This window comes from Gordonia sp. p3-SID1431, assembly GCF_025143765.1.
GTDB classification, from domain to species: Bacteria; Actinomycetota; Actinomycetes; order Mycobacteriales; family Mycobacteriaceae; genus Gordonia; species Gordonia hongkongensis.
The window spans coordinates 1-20,598 of the sequence record NZ_JAMBDT010000092.1 but is presented as its reverse complement, the minus strand read 5'-3'; the positions used below and the strand labels follow the sequence as shown (position 1 = coordinate 20,598).

The following is a 20,598-nucleotide window of genomic DNA, read 5'->3' as shown; positions in this document are numbered from 1 at the left end:
ACGGCGGCGGTGTCGCGCCGCCCGCCGCGCCGCGCGCCCGCCCCCCCCCCCCCCCCCGCGGCGCTGTCTATCGTGCAAGTCAATGAAACGAGACCTGGCCATCGATGCCACCCGCGGGGTGGCCATCTGGAGCATGATCACCGCGCACTTCGCGCATGAGTCCGTGCTGGCCACCCCGACCCACGCCTTTCCGTACGTCGACGGCATGTCCGCGTTCGTGATGCTCTCGGGCGTCGTGCTTGGTCTGGTCTATCAACGATGGGTCGCTCGCCATGGGCTGGCTTTCGCCTACAAGCGTCTTGCCAAGCGGATCGTCGTCCTCTATCTGTGCCAGCTGGCGATCGCCCTCGTCGCGGTCGCGGCCGCCCTGGCCGGTCACCGATGGCTGACGCTCCTGCTGCCGGTCGACGGGTGGGGTGACGGCCTGCGCCTGGCGCTGACCATGGACTATCTGCCCAGCGGGGGCAACATCCTGCTGCTGTACATGGTCTTGCTCATCTCCGCGTTCGGGCTGTTCCCCCTCCTGCGTCAGGGCTGGTGGCGCTGGGTGCTCGCCGGTTCGATCGCCCTGTACCTGATCTCGCTGGTCCACTCCCCCGACTGGTTCTATCTGAGCGCCTACCAGGCGGCACCGCACATCCAGAACGTCGCCGGCTGGCAGATCATGTTCGTCCCGGCACTGGTGATCGGCTGGAACTGGTCGCAGTGGCGTGTGCCGGAGTTCGTCGACCGCTGGATCATCGCGATCGTCGCCGTCGCGCTCGCGGTGGCACTGTTCTTCCACTTCGGCATCGACTACGGGCCGTGGGCCCATCTCGAACCGGCGGTCGCCGACAAACTCGACTTCCGCCCGGCCCGCGCGATCGGCGCCTATCTGGCCATCCCGGCCGTCTACGGGATCTTCCGACTGTTGCTCAGGTGGTGGCATCACGACTGGCTGCGTCCACTGGTCATGGCCGGCACCCGCAGTCTCGACTCCTACGTCATCCAGGCGATTGCCCTCGTCGTGGTGCCGATCCACATCGCACACCGCCCCTGGAACACCGTCACGATGGACGCCGTCGCGCTCCTGGTGTTCGCCGCCTGCTGGGGGTGGGCCGAGTTCCGGTACTTCGCGCACGTCGACAAACTGCACAAACTACCGCTGCGGATGGTCCGGCTCGTGCGTCCGCATCGACCCGACATCGTCCTCGGCCCCGAGCCCGGCGTCCCCACCCCGGAGAGCTCGGACGTCACCCGGGAACCCGGACCGGTCGTCGACGACCTGCCCGGCGTCGACCGGACCGGGACAGCCGGAGACGGGCCAGAACGAGACGGGCCAGTCCGGGCCGGAACAGCACCGGCCGGGACACGTGCGACCGAGCCGATGGGAGTTCATCCGTGACGGGTGAGATGACACGCAGCGTGCACGCCGGGAACGACTCGTCGGGCCCGTCGGTGCGGACGCCGATCACGATGGCGAACTCGTATCACCTCCCGCCCGAACCCGAGGCGATGAGCTGGTCGGGCACCGAGCAACTGTTCTACACACGCAACACCGGCGCCAATCAGGTTGCGCTGCAGAACAAGTTGGCCGCGCTGGAAGAGGCCGACGACGCCGTCGTCCTGGCCTCGGGCGTGGCCGCGCTGCACGCGGTGTTCTTCACGTTCCTGTCCGCCGGGGACCACGTGGTGGTGTCCGACACGACCTACGAGGCCACCTGGAAGCTCTGGTCGGAACTGCTGCCGACCAAGTACGGGATCGAGGCGACCTTTGTCGATGTCGGCGATCTCGGCGCGACCCGGGCCGCCCTGCGCCCCGGCACCCGCATGCTGATCGCCGAGACGATCGCCAATCCGACGACGAAGGTCGCCGACATCGGCGCGCTGGCGCAGATCGCCGCCGACGCCGACGCCCTGCTGCTCGTCGACGCCACCTTCACGCCGCCCACTCTGTACCGTCCGCTCGCCGACGGCGCGGACCTCGTCGTCCATTCGCTGACCAAGTACATCAACGGGCACGGCGACGCCATGGGCGGTGCCGTGCTCGGCCGGTCGGAGCTCATGTCGCAGATCCGGGAACAGGCGATGGTCGACGTCGGCGGCGTCATCTCGCCGTTCAACGCATGGCTGATCGCCCGCGGCGCGATCACCCTGCCGCTCCGGTTCGCCCAGCATCAACGCAACGCCGAGCGGGTCGCGGCCTTCCTCGACGACGACCCGCGCATCGCCTACGTGCGGTACCCGGGTCTGGCGTCGCATCCCGAACACGACCTCGCGGCACGACAGTTCGGCGGCCGCGGCTTCGGGGCCATGATCGCGTTCGCGGTGCGCGGCAATCCGGCCACCCAGAACCGTTTCGTCTCGGCGTTGACGACGATCACCTCGGCGGTGTCGCTCGGTCACGACGAGTCGCTCATCGTCCACGTGGGCGCCGACGGGCCGCGGGTCGCCGCCTACCCCGAACCGTTCCGGGAGTGGGGGCACCTACGGTTCTCGGTGGGGCTCGAAGACGCCGACGATCTCATCGCGGACCTCGCCGCGGCGCTCGACGCGACCTTCCCGGCCTGAGTCAGGTCGCCTCGTACAGAATCCCCCGGCCGATCGCCTCGCGCACCACGGGCAGCGCCGCCTCGGCGAGAGCGTCGGCGTCGACACCGTGGAAGTCGGCGAGGAGTTCGAGCAGTACGCCCAGCGGGACCTGCCCCCGACTGCCGGCAAGCAGTGCGCGTGAGACCTCGTCGACGCCGAGAACGGCGCCGGGCCCCCCGGGTCGGCGGACGGCGGCCGACACCTGTTGCCAGCCCTCGTCCCCGGGGAGCGAGTGCTCCTCGAGCATGACCGGGGCCACCGACAGCCGCCGAGCTAGCAGCTGTTCGTCCGAGGTCTCCCGCAGGTAGCGCCGTCGGGCGAGGAACGCCTGGGCCTCGGGCCCGGTCACCTCTTCACCGGCGCCGGTGATCTCCTCGATCACGACGTCGGGCTCGCGGTGCTCACCGTCGAGCGGGGCGCGGGCGGTGATCGAGCCCATCCCGATGGCGACGATGCCGTTGGCCTCGAACCATTCGAGCCACTCCGCACCTCGCCGCGCGGCGGTCGCCTCGTCCTCACCGGCATCGGACAACCACAGCGACACATAGCTGATGGGGTCGGCGACCTCCCGCTGGACGACCCAGGCGTCGAGTCCGGTGCCGGCGAGCCAGGAGCGGACCCGTTCCGGCCAGTCCTCGCCCTCGCGGATGACCCAGTTGGCCAGGATCTGGGCGGTGCCACCAGGATTCAGATGGGCAGGCAACTCGCGGACGAGTTGCTCGCACAACCCGTCTCCGACGACGCCCGAGTCGCGGTAGATGTAGTCCCGCCCGCCCGCGCCGACGACGAACGGAGGGTTGGACACGATGAGGTCGAACCGCTCCCCCGCGACGGGTTCGAACATGCTCCCCGCCCGCAGATCCCACGACATCCCGTTGAGGCGGGCCGTCGCGGCGGCCAGCGCCAGCGCCCGGTCGTTCGTGTCGGTGGCCACGATCTGCTCGCAGTGCGCGTCGAGATGCAGCGCCTGGATGCCACATCCGGTTCCGATGTCGAGAGCGCGGCGGACGGGTTCGCGGATGACGGCCCGGGCCAGCGAGATCGACGCGCCGCCGATCCCCAGGACGTGGTCGTGGGCAACGGGTCCGGGTCGCATCGCGGCATCCTGGTCGGCGATCACGAGGTAGTCGCGGGTGTCGTCGGCGTGCGGACGGATGTCAAGGCGGGCCCGCAGAAGCGATTCATCGACCCGGGCCAGCACGCCCTGCGTGACCAGTGCGTCCGTGCCCGTCGTCGGAAACGCCTCCGCGACAGTGGCTTCGGGTTCGTCCGAGCCCAGCAGGAACAGTCGGATGAGGGTCGCCAGCCGGCGGTGCTCGCCGGCAACATCACGCGTCGCGGCGAGGGCCGGCCACCAGGTGCCGCGGACGAGGGCATCGTGAGCGCCTTCGCCGAGCAGTTCGGTGACACCGTCGTTCGTGTATCCCGCCGACCGCAGATCGGCACCGAGGGCCGCCACGGCGGCGGGCTCGGACAGAGGATGACGATCCGCGCGGTCGGCGAGTGGCTGGGGTCGTCCCTGGTCCGCGGTCACGGTCCCCAAGGCTACCGACGACCGGCGCGCCCGCGGCTCGACGGGTTCAGCACGACGCGAGGACCCGACTCATGGCGTCGCGTTCGGCAGGCGTCACCCACAGCCCGTAGGACTTCTTGACCTCGATCTGCCGGCTCACGTAGGTGCACCGGTAGGACTTGTTCGGGGGAAGCCAGGTCGCCGCGTCGCCGTCGCTCTTCTGTTGGTTCACGGCTCCCGACACGGCCTGGAGGTTTCGCGGGTCGTTCGCGAACTCGATGCGCTTGACCGCGGTCCACCCGGCCGCGCCCTTCTGCCAGGCGTCCGACAATGCGACGACGTGGTCGATCTGGACCAGCGCCGAGGTGTCCTCGCCTCGGGTGAACGGCATCGTTGTACCGGTGTACGGGTCGGCCAGTGTGCCGGCGAGCACCCGGCACCCGTCGGCGTGGAAGGTGATGCCGGTGAGGTCTCGCCGCAGGATGTCCTCCCGGGTCCGGCAACCGTTGCGGCCGTACTGCACGTCGACCGCGTCGTCCCATGCCCTACCGAATCGCGACCGTTCATATCCGGTCTTGGGCGCGCGACCCTTCACCTGCAGCGACGCGAGATCGGCCTGTTCACGGCCGGCCGCCGGTGGTGGCATATCGGGTGACACACCAGCCGGCGGTGACGATGGCCCCGTCGTCGAGGGCATGGACTGGGTGCGCTCGGATGAGGGGCGCTCGAGGCCCGGGGCGGGTTCGACGTCGACGCACGACACGAGCGCCACGGCGACCGGCACCGCGGCGAGCACTCCCGACAACCATGCCGCTCGACGCCTCACCCCGGAATCGTTGCACGGCGCGCCGACATCCCCGTTCGCCGACCCGGTGCGCGGGTTCTCGCCGCGCACCTTAAGCTTCGTTCGACTAGCTTTCCCTTCGCGGACTGCTGTGGTCACGCACGACGCCGCCGCGGCGCACGATCGCCGGCGGTGTCGCCGGGTCATCGGACGACTATTCGGGTAGTGGGTGCATGAGTTCAGGTCGGGGCAATGCGGCGCGGGGTGTACCGCCATGGGTTCTGCGGATGATCGCCGTGTTCACACTGGCGATGTCGTTGCCCACACTTGCCGGCGGGTCGGGCACCGCCGCGGTGCTCGGCAGCCCGGCACCCTTCTCCGCGTCACCCCTGCGTGCGACGCCGGTCCACGAACTGACTCCGACCGTCGACCCGGAGACCGAGACCTACCCTGAACGACTCGAGCGCATCGAGACCCTGACGCGCCCGCAGCTGCCGACGCCGAAATCACTCGAAGGCGTCGAGACACGCTGCGCGAGCGGTGATTTCACGACCCTTGCAGTGGTGTACGACTCGATCTTCGATGCGGTGTACGACATCCTGCCGCCATCTATGCACGCGTCGGCCCGGGCAAGTCGGATAGCGGCGCACCGCGACATGCGGCGCCTGCACATCGCGACCCTCGCCGTCACCGAACATCCGCTGACCCTCGGGGCGGACGACGACGATCCCGCACTCGACTAGCGCGACCCGATCTCCCAACTGCTCGTCTCGAACCTCCTCAAGATCCGCGACGGCCGCCACACCGAGGCGATTCCGCTCGGGAACATCACCGTCATCCAGGCAGTGGAGACGGTGTGGCTCTACATGTTCACCACCGTCCTGGTCCCGGCACGGCTCCTCATCGGCTCGGCACCCGACCTCGGGAGCCCGTTCGCCGGGACCGAGGCCGACGGCCTCGCCCAGTTCGTCACCTACAACTGGCTCATCACGGCCTTCGTCTTCTCGTCGGAATTCGCGGTGAAGGCCCTGTTGCGGGCCACCGCGAGAACGGTCCTCGAGCAGTGCCTCGCACGCGTCACCGATGAACAGCGCGCCCTCGCCGGACGCGCGAGCGACACCGTGCATTTCGACATCCCCATCCCGCCGATGGTGGCCGAGATCGCCGAACACCTCGCACGGGCGGATGTCGAGACGTGTACGCCGATCGGGTCGCTCACACTCGGCCGGTTGGTGCGGTATGTGTCTGCGCAGGCGCAGGAGAACAACCCCGCCGACGCACCCCGCATCCGGGCCGAGACCACCAGAATTCTCGGTGCCATGCGCGCAATTCGCATTCACCACAACCTCATTCCGCTCGACCCGGCGGAGGACCGCTCCGTCGGCGAGATGGGCGCGTCGCTGTTCGGTTCGCTGATTCCGGTCTTTGGTGGCGCTCCGCTCGACATCCTCCTCGGCATCGGACACAACCTCGGCCACGGCGCGGATCCATGGGAGACGGTGTCGCTCGACGAGCTCACCGTCAGCAAGCCGATCACCGCGGCGCATTATGCGTACAAGCTGGCGCTGCATTTGATCCGGGAAGTAGGCAATGTCATCGAGCCGTCGATCGTCGGTGACAGCCCGCTACGACCCACCAGACTGCTCGTCACGGTCCTGGGCCTGCCGATGACCTACGGACTGGTGACCGCGCACCACGTAATCCGGTCGATGTGCCTACGCGTCGACGACACGACGGGCAGCGGACTCGGCGCGGAGGCCAATCGGCGGACGACAACCGACTCGACTCCCCGCATCAAGCCGACGCGAAAGCCGGAAGCCTCCCGGTCATCGGCGTCGAGAACATCGGAACCGTCAAGTCCGGAAGAATCCATTCGCCATCCCGAACCGCCCCGATTCGCCATTCCCGGCCGCAATTGACTCCGTGTTGCGCATTCGGTAATCGCGATGTCGGACGATTCGCCCGAGAATCCCGACACCGGGAAAGCGCAGGTCCATGCTTCCCGCGCGTCTATCGACTACCGTTGGGGGCGTGTCGAAAATTCAGACGGTGACCTTTGTCGACGACCTGGACGGTCGCGAACTCGATCCCCAAGACGCACAGACCGTTTCGTGGTCGTGGCTCGGCGTCGACTACGAGCTCGACGTGTCCGCGGCCAATCTCGACAAGATCGAGCAGGGCAAGGTGACAGTCGCGAAACTACTCAAGGCATCGACCCGGGTCGGCGGCCGACGACGGTCGCCATCAGCACGGACGAAGACCAATTCCGCCGGGAGTGGTGCGTCGGTGAATGCCTCGATTCGAGACTGGGCAGCGGAGAACGGATATGAGGTGTCCGCACGCGGCCGCATTCCGAACGACATCGTCGAGGCCTACAACTCCGCACACTGATATAGCCCACCGTGTTGTCACATTGATCGCCAGAGCCCGATTCTTCGGACTCTGGCGATTGTTCTTCCGCGGGGCTGATTGTCGATCCCCCGCCGATTACGTTCTGCCCTAAGGAGTTCCGCCGGCAGGGCGGAAAAACCCTGCGGCGGCGTCGAATCGAGATGCCGCGCGGATTCCGCCACCGATCAGCACCTTCCCCGTCTTCATCCTGTCAATGGACATCTTTGATAAACTGATGTCCACGCATGGTGTGCCACCGACGTGCAACGCAGTCACCGTCGGAGGCCACCCGAGGGGACAGGACAACCGGATGAGCACAACGGAGAACGAGTCGGTCGACGCCGACCACGCTGACGGCGAGGCCCCAGGGGAGGTCGCCGTGGCGGCCCGGGTCAGGGTCACGCTCGACGACGGTTCGACAAGGGAGGGCGAGGTCGTCGACGACTTCGCGGACCTGGCCGGCGACACCACCGTCGAGACCCGTATCGACGACGAGCGCACCGCACGACTACGCCGCTGGGCGATCTCGACCGACGATCACCAGATCGTCTTCGCCGACGACGACGCGGTCGAGGTCATCTCGGCCGAGCTGTGACTCAGAGCGGCGCGAGCCCGATCATTCGACGGTCCGACGAGAAGATCCACCCGTCGCCGTAGGGCTCGAGTGCTTTGCCGGTGACTAACGCATCCGCGTCGAAATCGATGGCGAGGAACGGTGCTGTCCACGCGACCTCGCCGGTGGTCACGTCGACAGCCGTGAGGGTGACGCCATCGCTGCCGGCCAACAGACGGTCGCGATAGCCGTCTGGGTTCACAATGGGCCGCCTAATGCACAGCGGTGCAGTACCGAAGCCCACACCCTGCTTATAGCGCTCATGAAGCCCCCGAGCCAACGCCCGCTCGCGCGACCTACACGAGCCATGAGCCCTCGCCGCATGGACTCTCAACCACCCTCGCACCCGAACACGCCATCACGACCCACGGATTCCGGCTTATCATCAACGCCCCGGCCTGGTCGCCAACCACCATGAACATGTTTCTTCACTGACCTACTCGCCGCCCGCGCGATCGTATGCGAAGACGGTGACGATGCAGGGTCGCCTTCTCCGCACGGATCTACCGCCCGGTATAGGGGGTTCGCAGACTCCCGCTGCAGGTCAGCACGTGACAACAGTTCGGATTGGTCCAGCCTCGCGTGAACTCGTACCCAAACGGGCAGCGAGAACCATACGGCCAACTGATAGAGCCGACGTCGGCGTAGGTGAACCTTGCCGGCCCGTGAAACTCTAAAAAGACTGAGTATTGCTAGTGGGAGACCCAATAGCAGAAAACCGACAAATGCGCCAGAGGAGATCCCGCGCTCTACGGCTGCGACCATGGTAGTCGGCAGGGCTACGCTACCCCAAAGAATCCAGGCTGCGAATGGCTGCAACACAAAATGCAGCTTCATTCTCTTCGTGTTGAATGATGACCAGGATGTAAGAGCGCAGAATCCGATCACAAACAGAAAGAATGTGACGACGGTGGGTACGAGTATCGCCGTTTGCCAGAGGTAACTCCCGGCCATCGCCTGATCCCGAAGCACCCTCACGACTGAGACATACAGTACAACGCCCACCCATAACGGGGCACTCACCGCTGCGGTCCTAACGAAGAGGGCGCCGACAAGGGAATGCCGCTGGCCGTTCGAGACACTTGGCACTCCCTTGTCTCGCAGGACTGTCCGCCACTTGTGCAGTCGGTCGAGTCGCTGCTCTAGTACTTCCTGGCGGCGGTAGCGACTCGCCGAGCTGAAGTCATCGAGCAGGATGCTGCTCATCAAGAAGATAGCGATCGTCCCAAAAGTCGCCAGCACCATCGCGCCGACGTCTGACTTGTCATGCACACCAAGCCAACCGACTGTCATTACTACAACGCACGCGCATGCTAACGCCGATGTCATCGCATCCATACACTGTCGCCATAGGGCCATTGCGGCTTGCTCAATGTAGGATTCGCTCCCCTTGTTTCGCATCGACAGTGTGATGCTTATCGACACCGAAGCAGCCAGCGCGATACCGATCCAGTTTCGCGCGGTCTCAGGTGTTACGAGGCCATCTAAGTGTGGTCGGATGTCAGGAACCCACTGATACGGCTCAAACATCTGAGCGTCCGTCTGCCCCGGGTGTCCCAAAAGCCAGACCAAATAGCCTGCGCCGTAGGTGACTACGAAGGCTCCGATCACGTCCCCGATTACGCGAGAGCGAAATCGATCGCGGACGTGGCGCCTGGCTTCCGCTGACAGTCTTCGGGCCTCGAGACGGGCTTCATCGGCGCAAGACTTTTTTCTTCGTTCTAGACGCGGTCGTAGGAATCCAAAACGCAGACAAAGTAGAGCGATCATCGTCAATAGCAGACGTTGCGCTCTTGTTCGAGTCATTCTGTACCGCTCTTCCCGTCGAGTGCGGCTTGCATCCTCAAGGCGACGCAGAAACCGCAAAGGTAAGTTGCAACTGATTGGAAAGGTGACCATATCGAAGACCCCTGACATTCATGGAGTGATCTGGCGCCGCCAGTCGAAGGCGCTAGCCGGCCGCCGAGTCCGCGTCCATTGAGAACGGGTCATGGCATCGAAAGCGGAACTCCGCGAGATGCATGCGGCGGCCACGGCGCTCCAAGGGTTCGCGACCGTCCGCCCAAGATGATCGAAGAACGGGCGACGAGCATGTTGAGCGCAATCTCGATATGCACGCCGGTCGACTGAATTCGATGACGTCATCGGCGCTGCACTCGACGACACAATTCCTTCTGTTGAGGTCGATCCAGTCCCGACAACAGACCTTGCCGGCGCCGTTCCCAGATCGGAGTTTCTTCTCTGTGCGACGGTTCGCTACCGCCAAACTATGTCCAACATCCAGACAGTCGCAGTCATTGACAATCTAGATGGGCGGAATCTGAGATGCCCAGCGGGCGTCACTGCCAACCGTTGCCGCAAGTGTTTCCGTTCTGAGAAGGCTTGAAATGTTGGCATGCCGGATGCCGACGGGTGCTCGGCGCGTCGGTAGTTCTGCTGCGCCGAGTGCGCCGCGACTTGAGCTGTTACCTAGGCAAGGCTGCACCAGGCGCGAGGAGCACTGTCACCGTCGACTCACGATGCAGGGCTTTCGAGCGCAACTGCGGGTGCGAGTTTATGGTGCGCGAGGGGGGACTTGAACCCCCACGTCCTGAGACACTGGAACCTAAATCCAGCGCGTCTGCCAATTCCGCCACTCGCGCGTGGGCGCGACTCGCCGGAGTGTGAGTCACGCAGTGTAACGGCGACCACCCTACCGGCCGCGTTCTGATCATCGCAGGCCAGGTACCGTCGTAGCCATGTCCCCCACCCGCCGCCGCACCCACCGGCCCGCGCTCACGGTGCTCGCCGTATCCGCCGCGGTGGTGTGCCTGGTGCTCGCGTGGTGGCAGTGGTCACGCTATGAGTCCGCATCCGGTTCCGGACTCAATCTCGGTTACGCCCTGCAGTGGCCGGCGTTCGCCGCGGCCGTGATCTATGCCTATCGACGTTTCGTCATCCTGGAGAGCGATCCCGAGGAAGCCCGCAAGGTCGCGGCGAAGAACTCCGTCGCCGAGATCCCGGAGGGCATCCTGCCCGAGCGACCCACCACCCCCAGCGCGTCGTCGTTGACATCGCCGGACCCCGCCAACGATGTCGCGCTGGTCGAATACAACCGCTATCTCGCCGAGCTCCGCGACGCCGACGCGCACACCACCGACGCTCGACCCACCCCCTCATCGAAAGGCCCGCAGTGACCGAGACCGACCCCACCGCCCCCGCCCTCGCCGCCCCGGTGGAGAAGGTCCGCGGCGCGTTGTTGCGGTATCGCGTCCTCGCCTGGATCACCGGCGTGTGGTTGCTGCTGCTCGTCGTCGAACTCGTCCTGACCTACGGCTACGACAACCACGCTCTGGACTTCGTACCGTTCGTGCACGGCTGGGTGTACTTCGTCTACTTGATCATGGCCATCGACCTCGCTATCAAGGTCCGCTGGAGCGTCGGCAAGACCATCATCACCGCGATCGCGGGCACCATCCCCTTCCTGTCCTTCTGGTTCGAGCACAAGCGCACCAAGGAAGTGAAGGCGCAGTTCAACCTCTGATCTTCTCGCGCTGGTCGGCCGTTCACCCGGGTCGGGCTGACTGGACCCCGTGCGGATCGTCCAGCTCGCGAACTTCTACGGCGGCCGCTCCGGCGGTCTGCGCACCGCGGTGGACCGCTGGGGCGCCGGCTATGTCGGGGCCGGTCACGACGTCGTCCTGATCGTTCCCGGCGCCGAACCCGGCGAGGAGACGCTCGCCTCGGGGGTCACGCGGATCACCGTGGCCGCACCGCGGATTCCCGCCTCGGGCGGCTACCGCCTTGCGTCGGCCCGCCGCGTCGCCGACGTCCTCGCCCATCTCCGTCCCGACGCCCTCGAGGTGTCCGACCGCCTCACCCTGCGCGGCTTCGGCCGGTGGGCTCGCAGGCGAGACATCCATTCGACGATGGTGTCCCATGAACGCCTCGACCGGCTGCTCGGCCAGGTCATGCCCGGCCGCTCCGCACGTGCACTGGCCGACCGCGCGAACGCGGCCACCGCCCGTGACTACGACACCGTCGTGTGCACCACCGACTTCGCCGCCGCGGAGTTCAATCGAGTGAGGGCGACCAACGTCGTCCGCGCCCCGCTCGGCGTCGACCTCGATGTCTTCGACCCACGACACCTCGACCCGAACCTGGGCGCACGGTGGTCCGACGGCACCAGTGCGCTCATCGCCCACTGCGGACGCCTCTCGGTGGAGAAGCGCGCCGACCGCAGCATCGCCGCGCTCGGCAGACTCCATCGGTCGGGAACGCCGGCGCACCTGGTGATCGCGGGCGACGGGCCGATGCGAGCCCCGCTGCAGCATCTGGCCCGCGGATTGCCCGTGACCTTCCTGGGCCATCTCTCCGAGCGGAGTCAGGTCGCCGCCCTCCTCGCCAGCGCCGACATCTCCCTCTCCCCCGGTCCGCACGAGACCTTCTGCCTCTCCGCGCTGGAATCACTGGCCGCCGGCACACCGGTCATCGGGTCGCAGTCGTCGGCGGTCGCGACCCTGGTCGACGACACGTGTGGCGCGGCTGCCGAGGACTCCGGCCCGGGCTTCGCGAGCGCGATCCGGCAGGTCCTCAGCCTCCCCCGCGTCGACCGCGAACGGGCGGCGCGTCATCGAGCGACCCAGTACCCCTGGCCCGACTCGGTCGCGCGGATGTTGGGAGTCCACGCGGGCTGCTGAGCGCCCCTCTGCTTCGCCCCGTGCACAGGCGATGCATTTCGACGCCCGGTCGACGGGATCGAGCGCACAATTGAAACTGTACCGTCTGGACGGTATAGTTATATGTGATCCGGGAAGTCCCCGGGACATCGAGCACGGAGGGTCCGATGGCACGCACGTCCGGGCGGAGTGCTGCCGACACCCGACGGTTGATCCTCGACGCCGCGGCCCGGCTGATTGCGCGACACGGTGCCGCCGTGTCCGTCTCCGAGATCGCCGCCGCGGCCGGGGTGTCGAAGGGCGGACTGCTCTACCACTTCCCCGCCAAGGACGGCCTGCTCGAGGAACTCGCGGCGGACCTGATGGCCCAGTTCCGGTCGAACGTCGAACGGACCGCCGACGAGGAGGACGACGCGCCGGGACGGCTGACCAGGGCCTACATCCGGGTGAGTTTCGCCGACGCGCGAGACTCCGCCGGCCTGCGCGACCAGATCGCGCTGGCCGCCAGCCTGATGTACGAACCGGGCCCGGCCGCGCTCGCCCAGCAGGACGCCGATCACTGGCGTGCCGCGCTGTCCGACGACGGTCTCGACCCGGCGGTCACGCGGCTGATCATCGCGGCCGCCGACGGCTCGAACACCGCTCCCCTGTGGGGAGCCGTCCTCGACGACACCGAACGGGCCGCCCTCGAAGCAGACCTCATCGCTCTCACCCACACACACGCAAAGAAGGGATCATGACCGACATCACCTACCGCCCCTACCGTTCCACCGACGCCGAAGACGTCAAGAAGATCATCGACGAGGCGTTCTACATCCACCGCTACGTCCACGGACAACACGTCCTGGACGCGGCACTCGAGGTCTACCTCCGCGAGCAACTCGTCGCGAGTACCTGGAGTCGCGTCGCGGTGAAGGACGGCCGCGTGGTGGGAATCATCCTGGGACGGATCGACGGCGAGCCACATCTCGGCGAGCGGACGAAGAACCGCGCGCTGCTCTGGGCGCATACCGCCAGAGCTGCGATTCTCGGACTGCCCCAGTGGAAGTCGCTGCGGGCCCTGTTCGCTTTCGAGTCGGTGGCCCACCGGCTCGGCGCCGCGACGGGCACGTCGCTCGACGACGAACTGACCCTGTTCGCCGTCGCCTCGACGACGCGCGGACACGGCGTCGGAGCGGCGCTGTACGGCGCGTTCCTCGACCATCTCCGAAGCCGCGGCCGCTCCGACTTCCACCTGTACACAGACTCGCTGTGCACCTTCGGATTCTACGAGCGGCAGGGCATGTCACGTGCCGGCGCCGACGATATGGACATCCTGCTCGACGGCGAACCGCACACGCTGGGGGTCTACATCTACACCGGCGCCGCGAGCTGATCGGAGTCCGGACGCCGACGCAAGGGGGGTCAGCCCGCGAGCGCCCGCAGCGCCGGAACCAACTGCGCCAACGCTTTTCCGCGGTGACTGAGCCCGTCCTTCTCCGCCGGCGACAGCTCCGCCGCGGACCGGCCGTCGGCGATCTCGTCGTCCGGGGCGAACAACGGGTCGTACCCGAAACCGTGCGGCCCGCGCTCCTCCCGCAGGACCCGCCCACGCCACTCGCCGCGCACCACCGTCTCCGTCACGCCCGGCAGCACGAGCGCGCAGGCCGAGACGAACGCGGCGCCGCGTCGTTCGTCCGGGGTGTCCGACAGCTGGGCGAGCAGCAGCGCGTTGTTGGCCGGGTCGTCCCCGTGCCGGCCCGACCAACGCGCCGACAACACGCCCGGCATGCCGTTCAGGGCATCCACCGCGATACCGGAATCATCCGCGAGACATGGGATTCCGATGGCCTTCGCACCCGCGCGGGCCTTGATCAGCGCATTGTCCTCGAAGGTGGCACCGGTCTCGGGCTCCTCCGGGTAGTCCGGCACCGCGTCGAGGCCGACGATCTCGACCCCGGTGATGCCCGCGGCGTCGAAGACGCGCTGGAGCTCGGCGAGCTTCTTGCCGTTGCGGCTCGCGAGAAGCACCGAGGACATCAGGCCCGTCCGGGAAGTTCGCCGGGGTACGGCTCGGCGAGTACGGCTCGCTGCGCCTCGAACAGCTTCTCGGTTCCGATCGCGGCCACGTCGAGCAGCGCATCGAGCGTCGAGCGCGGGAACGTCGCACCCTCGCCGGTGCCCTGCACCTCGACGAGCGTGCCGGCGTCGGTCGCCACGACGTTCATGTCCACCTCGGCGCGCGAATCCTCTTCGTAGGGAAGGTCGAGTCGGACGCGGCCGTCGACGACCCCCACGCTGACCGCGGCGATCGCGCACGAAAGCGGTTGCGGGTCGGACAGTTTGCCCGCGGCACGCAGGTAGGTGATCGCGTCCGCCAGCGCGACATAGGCACCGGTGATGGCTGCGGTGCGGGTACCGCCGTCAGCCTGCAGGACGTCGCAGTCCAGGGCGATGGTGTTCTCGCCCAGGGCACCGAGATCGACGCACGCACGCAGCGACCGGCCGATGAGTCGACTGATCTCGTGGGTGCGACCACCCACCCGGCCCTTGACCGATTCACGTGACGACCGGTCGTGGGTGGCGGCGGGCAACATCGCGTACTCCGCGGTCAGCCAGCCCAAGCCTGAACCACGACGCCACGGCGGGACACCCTCGGTGACACTCGCGGTGCACATCACCCGCGTCTTGCCGAATTCCACCAGGACCGAACCCGCCGGATGGCTGGTGAAACCGCGGGTGAACGTGATGGGACGGAGTTCGTCGTCGGCTCTGCCGTCAGCTCGTGTGGTCACGGGTCTCACTGTAACGACCGGCGCGGACACGACAGCTAGGTGAGGTCGAAGACCTGTCCCTGGCTGACGAGCTCCGTCGGACCGGAGAACGTGCTGCGGGCCTCGGCGAGGATCTCCGCCGAATCGGACCACGGGGCGACGTGGGTGATCGCGAGTGTTCGGACGTTCGCCTTGGTCGCGGCCTCCCCCGCCTCGATGCCCGACATGTGCAGATCCGGTGGGCGCTCCGAGGGCGCATGGGTCCACGACGCCTCGCACAGGAACAGGTCGGCGTCGGCCGCGAGGTCGATGAGTTCGTCGCACGGCGCGGTGTCTCCGCTGTAGGCGATGACCTGGCCGTCGGGACCGGTGATCCGCAGACCGAAGGTGTCGGGCGGATGATTGACGTTCATCGCCCGGATTCGCATCCCGCCCAGGGTGATCTCCTGGTCGTCGCTCCACTCGTGGACGTCGAAGGTGTCGGTGATGTCGTCGAGCTGTCCGGGGAATTCCGACGACCCGTAGCCGATCCGGAGGGCGGTGCCGGGTGGGCCGTAGAGCGGCGCCCGCCGCCGTGCCGGCTGTGGTGCGTACCGACGCCAGACGAGCATCGCGGGCAGATCGAGGCAGTGATCGGCGTGGAGATGACTGAGGACGACGGCGACATTGTTGGGGTCGGTGACGCGCTGCAGTTCGCCGAAGACACCCGGGCCGCAGTCCACGAGGACCGGTTGTTCACCGGGTACGGAGAGCAGGTAGCCGGAGCACGCGGCTCCCGGTCCGCCCACACTGCCCGAGCACCCGAGGACCGTGAGACGCATAGGCCCCACTGTGCCACGATTCCGCGCGCGGGCGGCGGCATACGGGTCACAAGTGCGCGGCGATGCGCGGTTGACCCCTCACACGTGCTGCACGGCTCCGATCACCGGCCCCAGGAATCGGTTCGACAGTTTCGCGAAGAGCTCCGGGTCACCGGTCGCCTGGAAGACGCGGGTGGCGTCGCGGCCGGTGTGCGGGTGCAGCAGGTCGGCCTCGGTGAGGACCCGGAAGAGGTCTTTCGCCGTCTCCTCCGCGCTCGACACCAGGGTGACCTCGTCGCCCATCGCCAGCTGGATGACCCCGGACAGCAGCGGGTAGTGGGTGCAGCCGAGGACCACGGTGTCCACGCCGGCCTGCTGCAGTGGTTCGAGGTAGCCCTGCGCGAGCCCGAGGATCTGTCGGCCGCTGGTGATCCCGCGTTCGACGAAGTCGACGAACCGCGGACAGGGCACCGCGGTGATCACCGCATCGCGTGCCGCCGCGAACGAATCCTGATATGCCCGTGAGAAAATCGTCGCCTCGGTGCCCAGCACGCCGATTCGGCCCGTCTTGGTGGCGACCACCGCGCGGCGCACCGCCGGCAGCACGACTTCGATGACCGGGATGGGGGCGTATCGCTCGCGCGCGTCGCGGAGGCAGGCGGCCGAGGCGGTGTTGCAGGCGATGACGATGGCCTTGACCCCTCGCTCGGCGAGGTCGTCGCCGATCGCGAGGGCGTGGCGTCGGATCTCGGGGATCGTCAGCGGACCGTACGGCCCGTTGGCCGTGTCTCCGATGTAGACGATGTCCTCGTCCGGCAACAGATCGATGATCGCGCGCGCCACCGTCAGTCCCCCGACACCCGAGTCGAAGATCCCGATGGGTGCGTCCTGGCCGCCCGCCGGGATTATGGCGCAACCCCCGGTGCGGTGACCGCCGGCTTCCGTCGATCCCGGGCCGCGAGTGCCCACGCCGCGAACACGCCGGCGATCGCGCCGAACAGGTGGGCCTGCCAGGAGACCAGGGGATCCGAGGGCAGGACGCCCCACAGGATCGATCCGTACACGAGGAACAGCACAAGGCCGCCGAGGATCTGCCACAGATCGCGGTTGAACAGGCCGCGGACGATGAGGAAGGTGAGCCAGCCGAACACGATGCCCGACGCCCCGACGGTGATCGAGTACGGCGCTGCGAACAGCCACACACCGACCCCCGACACCACCCAGATGATGCCGGTGACGATGAGGAACCGCCGCGTCATCAACACGAGAAAGCACAGCACCGCGCCGGGCATCAGGTTGGCGAACAGGTGTTGCCAGTCGCCGTGCAGCATCGGCGCCCACAGGATGCCGTCCAGTCCGTCGACCTGTCGTGGTTCGATGCCGTTCTGGTCGAGGTCGTAGTGGGTCGCCACGTCGATGGCCTCGATGACGAACAGCACCGCGACGATGCACGCGGTGATGATCGCCGAACGCAGCCACAGCGGACGCGCGCGTCGCGCGGGCTGCTGCCCGACCGGCGGGGTGTACGAGCTCATGGCTGGAAAGTCCTCGGTAGCGGGGTCAGGCCCAGAGCTGGCCTTCGAGTGCCTGCTCCGCGTCGTCGAGACTACCTTCGTACGCCCCGGTCGACAGATACTTCCATCCCGCGTCGGGCACGACGAAGCCGATGTCGGCGCGGGTCCCGGCCTTCAGTGCCCGTCGGCCGATACCACGCGCGGCCTGCAGGATCGCACCGGTGGAGATCCCCGCGAAGATGCCCTCGAGGTCGATCAGTTCCCGCACCCGCGCGACCGCGTCGACGCCGGTCACCGAGAAGCGGCGGGTCAGCACCGAGTCGTCGTAGAGCTCGGGGATGAAACCCTCGTCGATGTTGCGCAGGCCGTAGACCTCGTCGCCGTACCGGGGTTCGGCGGCGACGATCTCGATATCGGGGTTGCGTTCGCGCAGGAACCGCCCGACGCCCATCAGCGTTCCGGTCGTGCCGAGCCCGGCGACGAAGTGGGTGATCTCGGGCAGGTCGGCGTACAACTCGGGGCCGGTGCCCTCGTAATGCGCCGCGACGTTCGCCGCGTTGCCGTACTGGTAGAGCATCACCCAGTCGGAATTGTCCGCGGCGAGGCCCTTGGCCACCGCGACCGCGGTGTTGGAGCCGCCCGCCGCGGGTGAGGAGATGACCTGCGCGCCGAACATCCGCAACAGCGAACGGCGTTCCTCCGAGGTGTTCTCGGGCATCACGCAGATCAGTTGGTAGCCCTTGAGTTTCGCCGCCATCGCGAGCGAGATGCCGGTGTTGCCGCTTGTGGGTTCGAGGATCGTCGAGCCCGGCCGCAGCAACCCGTCGCGTTCGGCCTGTTCGATCATCCGCAGCGCGGGGCGGTCCTTGATGGATCCGGTCGGGTTCCGGTCCTCGAGCTTGGCCCACAGGCGGACGTGCGGGCCCTCGTCGGAGTCGTCCCAGCGCGGCGAGAGCCGTTGCAGACCGATGAGCGGGGTGTTGCCGACCGAGTCGATCAGGGAGTCGTAGCGGGCCACGCTCAGCCGCCGGCGACCGCGGGCAGGATGGTCACCTCGTCACCGTCGTCGATCGGGGTGTCGAGGCCGCCGGAGAAACGCACGTCCTCGTCGTTGACGTAGATGTTGACGAACCGGTGCAGTTTGGCGGTGCCGTTCTCGTCGGGCGCGACGAGTCGTTCCTTCAGCCCGGCGTTGCCCGTCTCGAGGTCGTCGATCAGGGCGGCCAGCGTCGAACCCGACCCCTCGACGCGCTTCTCCCCGCCGGTGTGGGTACGCAGGATCGTCGGGATGGATACGGTGACAGACATTCTCAGCTCCTGATCTCGATCTCTTCTTCGGTGACCGCACCGTCGACGATGCGATAGCTACGGATCTCGGCGGTCTCGGGGTCGCGCGTGGACACCAGCACGTAATGGACGCCGGGCTCGCCGGCGTAGGAGATGTCGGTGCGGCTCGGGTACGCCTCGGTGGCGGTGTGCGAGTGGTAGATCACGACGGGTTCCTCGTCACGGCGGTCCATCTCCCGCCACACCGCGAGCTGCTCGGCCGAGTCGAAACGGTAGAAGGTCGGCGACCGCTCGGCGTTGATCATCGCGATGAAACGCTTCGGATCGTCGGAACCCTCCGGCCCGGCGATCACCCCGCAGGCCTCGTCGGGGTGGTCGGCGCGCGCGTGCGCGACCATGGCGTCGACCAGCTCCTGCCCGATCTTCAGCATCGGTGTCGCATTCTCCTGTCCACACGTGTCCGCACCCGGGAACCCCGGGTTCCCCGAGGCGCAACATCGTCGCCGCGGCACCTATTCCGTTCGCCGTCCCGACGACCCCCGGTCAGCGGAATGCCGACGGCGCCGTCTGTGCGTAGGTGGGGATCGATGCGACCGGTTCCGCCGCGAGGACCGCGTTCACGATCGCCCGCTGGACGACGTCGGCCGCGGCCCGGCACACCTCGGCGACTACCGCGACGTCGGCATGCATACCCGCCGGCGCCGGCATCGGTGTCGCCGGCCGGACCGCGCCCGTGGCGATGCCGAAGATCGTGTCACCGTCGAGCGGGGAGTGCGCGGGCCTGATCGCCCGCCCGAGACCGTCGTGTCCGGCCATCGCCAGCCGCTTGGTCATCGGCGCGTCGAGCACGGCATCGGTGGCCACGACACCGATCGTCGTGTTGAGCACGGTGTGCTTCGCCGCGAGGTCGGCGAGCGAGTCGATGTCGGCGGCCGATGGCCGGCGCAACCCGAGGCGGCCCAGTTCGGTCTCGCCGAGGTCCCACGGCAGCCCGGTCTGCGGGTCGATGACCGCCCCGACCGGGTTGGCGACCATCAGTGCGCCGACGGTGATGCCGGCCGCGGGACCGGCGTCGAACGTCATCGACGCCGTTGCGACCCCGCCCTTGAGCGCGCCGGCCCGGGCGCCGACACCCGCACCCACACACCCGACGGCGAATTCCGTGTCCGCCGCGCGGACCGCGTCCACTCCGAAGTCCGCGTCGGGTCGGTGGTCCCAGGCACCGACGGGGAGGTCGAAGATCACCGCGGCGGGGACGATCGGCACCACGTGCCCGCGGTCGTCGAGCGGGAGTCCGATCCCGTCGGCCTCCAGCGCGCGCATGACCCCGTCGGCGGTGGCCAGTCCGTAGGCACTACCTCCGCTGAGCACGATGGCGTGCGCGGTCTGGACCGTGTTCGACGGGTCGAGGAGATCGGTTTCGCGGGTGCCCGGACCGCCACCGCGGACGTCGACGGCGGCGATGGCGCCCGGCGCCGACACCCGTACGACGGTGGTCCCGGTGGCCCACCCGTGACCGTCGGGGGCCTCCGGTGCACCGGCGACCCGGGCGTCGGGGTCGACGCGGTGCGCGTGCCCGACGGCGAGGCCGGCGATGTCGGTGATGCGATTGCCGGCCGGGGCCGGTCGGCCGAGTGTGCTCACGAGACCCCTGACGTCGAAGCGGACGAAGTTCCCGAACGGAACCCTAATGGTGTGTCTCGGAAACAGGTGG

At 67.7% G+C, this 20,598-nt stretch carries 23 protein-coding genes and 1 tRNA gene; 11 read left to right on the top strand and 13 right to left on the bottom strand.

What is annotated here, in order from left to right:
* The first annotated feature begins 82 nt into the window (after positions 1-82).
* Both opgC and M4D77_RS19185 read left to right on the top strand, forming a co-directional pair.
* On the top strand, positions 83-1,384 hold the full coding sequence (gene opgC / locus M4D77_RS19190) for an OpgC domain-containing protein (RefSeq protein ID WP_226513024.1): 1,302 nt from the start codon (positions 83-85) through the stop codon (positions 1,382-1,384).
* Positions 1,385-1,392: 8 nt separating this feature from the next.
* A complete protein-coding gene (locus M4D77_RS19185; protein ID WP_259937025.1) occupies positions 1,393-2,550 on the top strand; it encodes a PLP-dependent aspartate aminotransferase family protein in 1,158 nt (385 codons plus the stop codon).
* A 1-nt stretch (position 2,551) separates the two neighbouring features.
* On the opposite strand, the gene M4D77_RS19180 is transcribed toward M4D77_RS19185, so the two are convergent.
* Both M4D77_RS19180 and M4D77_RS19175 read right to left on the bottom strand, forming a co-directional pair.
* On the bottom strand, positions 2,552-4,105 hold the full coding sequence (locus M4D77_RS19180) for a methyltransferase (RefSeq protein WP_137811036.1): 1,554 nt from the start codon (positions 4,103-4,105) through the stop codon (positions 2,552-2,554).
* A gap of 46 nt (positions 4,106-4,151) precedes the next feature.
* Positions 4,152-4,910 (bottom strand): HNH endonuclease family protein, encoded by a 759-nt coding sequence (locus M4D77_RS19175; RefSeq protein ID WP_238995059.1) that lies wholly within the window; start codon positions 4,908-4,910, stop codon positions 4,152-4,154.
* A 191-nt stretch (positions 4,911-5,101) separates the two neighbouring features.
* Here M4D77_RS19175 and M4D77_RS19170 point away from each other — a divergent pair, with 191 nt between their 5' ends.
* The 4 genes from M4D77_RS19170 (at position 5,102) to M4D77_RS19155 (ending at position 7,854) form a co-directional block, all read left to right on the top strand.
* Complete coding sequence (locus tag M4D77_RS19170; RefSeq protein ID WP_259937024.1) at positions 5,102-5,611, top strand: hypothetical protein; 510 nt, start codon at positions 5,102-5,104, stop codon at positions 5,609-5,611.
* Between the two features lie 123 nt (positions 5,612-5,734).
* The gene (locus M4D77_RS19165) at positions 5,735-6,787 is read left to right on the top strand and encodes a hypothetical protein (RefSeq protein WP_259937023.1); all 1,053 of its coding nucleotides are present in this window, start codon (positions 5,735-5,737) and stop codon (positions 6,785-6,787) included.
* Between the two features lie 112 nt (positions 6,788-6,899).
* Entirely contained in the window at positions 6,900-7,259 is a 360-nt protein-coding gene (locus tag M4D77_RS19160; protein ID WP_226513021.1) for an Lsr2 family protein, read from the top strand.
* A gap of 310 nt (positions 7,260-7,569) precedes the next feature.
* Complete coding sequence (locus tag M4D77_RS19155) at positions 7,570-7,854, top strand: hypothetical protein (protein ID WP_058250002.1); 285 nt, start codon at positions 7,570-7,572, stop codon at positions 7,852-7,854.
* Between the two features lies 1 nt (position 7,855).
* On the opposite strand, the gene M4D77_RS19150 is transcribed toward M4D77_RS19155, so the two are convergent.
* Together M4D77_RS19150 and M4D77_RS19145 are read right to left on the bottom strand one after the other, a co-directional pair.
* Entirely contained in the window at positions 7,856-8,074 is a 219-nt protein-coding gene (locus tag M4D77_RS19150) for a hypothetical protein (RefSeq protein WP_058250001.1), read from the bottom strand.
* A gap of 2,355 nt (positions 8,075-10,429) precedes the next feature.
* Positions 10,430-10,514 (bottom strand) — tRNA-Leu (locus M4D77_RS19145).
* A gap of 96 nt (positions 10,515-10,610) precedes the next feature.
* Between M4D77_RS19145 and M4D77_RS19140 the strand changes: the two genes are divergently transcribed.
* The 5 genes from M4D77_RS19140 (at position 10,611) to M4D77_RS19120 (ending at position 13,905) form a co-directional block, all read left to right on the top strand.
* Entirely contained in the window at positions 10,611-11,048 is a 438-nt protein-coding gene (locus M4D77_RS19140) for a transcriptional regulator (RefSeq protein WP_065629047.1), read from the top strand.
* Entirely contained in the window at positions 11,045-11,395 is a 351-nt protein-coding gene (locus tag M4D77_RS19135) for a DUF3817 domain-containing protein (protein WP_058249999.1), read from the top strand. Before M4D77_RS19140 ends, M4D77_RS19135 begins: the two co-directional genes overlap by 4 nt.
* 49 nt (positions 11,396-11,444) lie before the next feature.
* Entirely contained in the window at positions 11,445-12,551 is a 1,107-nt protein-coding gene (locus M4D77_RS19130) for a glycosyltransferase (RefSeq protein WP_259937021.1), read from the top strand.
* A gap of 146 nt (positions 12,552-12,697) precedes the next feature.
* On the top strand, positions 12,698-13,270 hold the full coding sequence (locus M4D77_RS19125) for a TetR/AcrR family transcriptional regulator (protein ID WP_137810873.1): 573 nt from the start codon (positions 12,698-12,700) through the stop codon (positions 13,268-13,270).
* A complete protein-coding gene (locus tag M4D77_RS19120) occupies positions 13,267-13,905 on the top strand; it encodes a GNAT family N-acetyltransferase (RefSeq protein ID WP_058249996.1) in 639 nt (212 codons plus the stop codon). The genes M4D77_RS19125 and M4D77_RS19120 overlap by 4 nt, the downstream gene beginning before the upstream one ends.
* 29 nt (positions 13,906-13,934) lie before the next feature.
* Here M4D77_RS19120 and M4D77_RS19115 read toward each other — a convergent pair whose 3' ends face one another.
* The 9 genes from M4D77_RS19115 to M4D77_RS19075 all read right to left on the bottom strand — a co-directional run bounded on the left by M4D77_RS19115 (position 13,935) and on the right by M4D77_RS19075 (position 20,528).
* The gene (locus tag M4D77_RS19115) at positions 13,935-14,549 is read right to left on the bottom strand and encodes a non-canonical purine NTP pyrophosphatase (RefSeq protein WP_259937019.1); all 615 of its coding nucleotides are present in this window, start codon (positions 14,547-14,549) and stop codon (positions 13,935-13,937) included.
* The gene (gene rph / locus M4D77_RS19110) at positions 14,549-15,304 is read right to left on the bottom strand and encodes a ribonuclease PH (protein WP_058249994.1); all 756 of its coding nucleotides are present in this window, start codon (positions 15,302-15,304) and stop codon (positions 14,549-14,551) included. Before rph ends, M4D77_RS19115 begins: the two co-directional genes overlap by 1 nt.
* 35 nt (positions 15,305-15,339) lie before the next feature.
* On the bottom strand, positions 15,340-16,104 hold the full coding sequence (locus tag M4D77_RS19105) for a cyclic nucleotide-degrading phosphodiesterase (protein WP_058249993.1): 765 nt from the start codon (positions 16,102-16,104) through the stop codon (positions 15,340-15,342).
* A gap of 78 nt (positions 16,105-16,182) precedes the next feature.
* On the bottom strand, positions 16,183-16,989 hold the full coding sequence (murI, locus tag M4D77_RS19100) for a glutamate racemase (protein ID WP_203235942.1): 807 nt from the start codon (positions 16,987-16,989) through the stop codon (positions 16,183-16,185).
* Positions 16,989-17,618 carry a rhomboid family intramembrane serine protease gene (locus M4D77_RS19095; RefSeq protein WP_137810875.1) on the bottom strand — a complete coding sequence of 210 codons (630 nt, stop codon included), beginning with the start codon at positions 17,616-17,618 and terminating at the stop codon, positions 16,989-16,991. The genes murI and M4D77_RS19095 overlap by 1 nt, the downstream gene beginning before the upstream one ends.
* A gap of 25 nt (positions 17,619-17,643) precedes the next feature.
* On the bottom strand, positions 17,644-18,615 hold the full coding sequence (locus M4D77_RS19090) for a PLP-dependent cysteine synthase family protein (protein WP_137810876.1): 972 nt from the start codon (positions 18,613-18,615) through the stop codon (positions 17,644-17,646).
* 2 nt (positions 18,616-18,617) lie between these two features.
* The gene (locus M4D77_RS19085) at positions 18,618-18,905 is read right to left on the bottom strand and encodes a MoaD/ThiS family protein (protein WP_065629054.1); all 288 of its coding nucleotides are present in this window, start codon (positions 18,903-18,905) and stop codon (positions 18,618-18,620) included.
* Between the two features lie 2 nt (positions 18,906-18,907).
* Positions 18,908-19,315 carry a Mov34/MPN/PAD-1 family protein gene (locus M4D77_RS19080; RefSeq protein WP_137810877.1) on the bottom strand — a complete coding sequence of 136 codons (408 nt, stop codon included), beginning with the start codon at positions 19,313-19,315 and terminating at the stop codon, positions 18,908-18,910.
* Between the two features lie 112 nt (positions 19,316-19,427).
* Entirely contained in the window at positions 19,428-20,528 is a 1,101-nt protein-coding gene (locus M4D77_RS19075) for a P1 family peptidase (protein ID WP_137810878.1), read from the bottom strand.
* Positions 20,529-20,598: the final 70 nt, after the last annotated feature.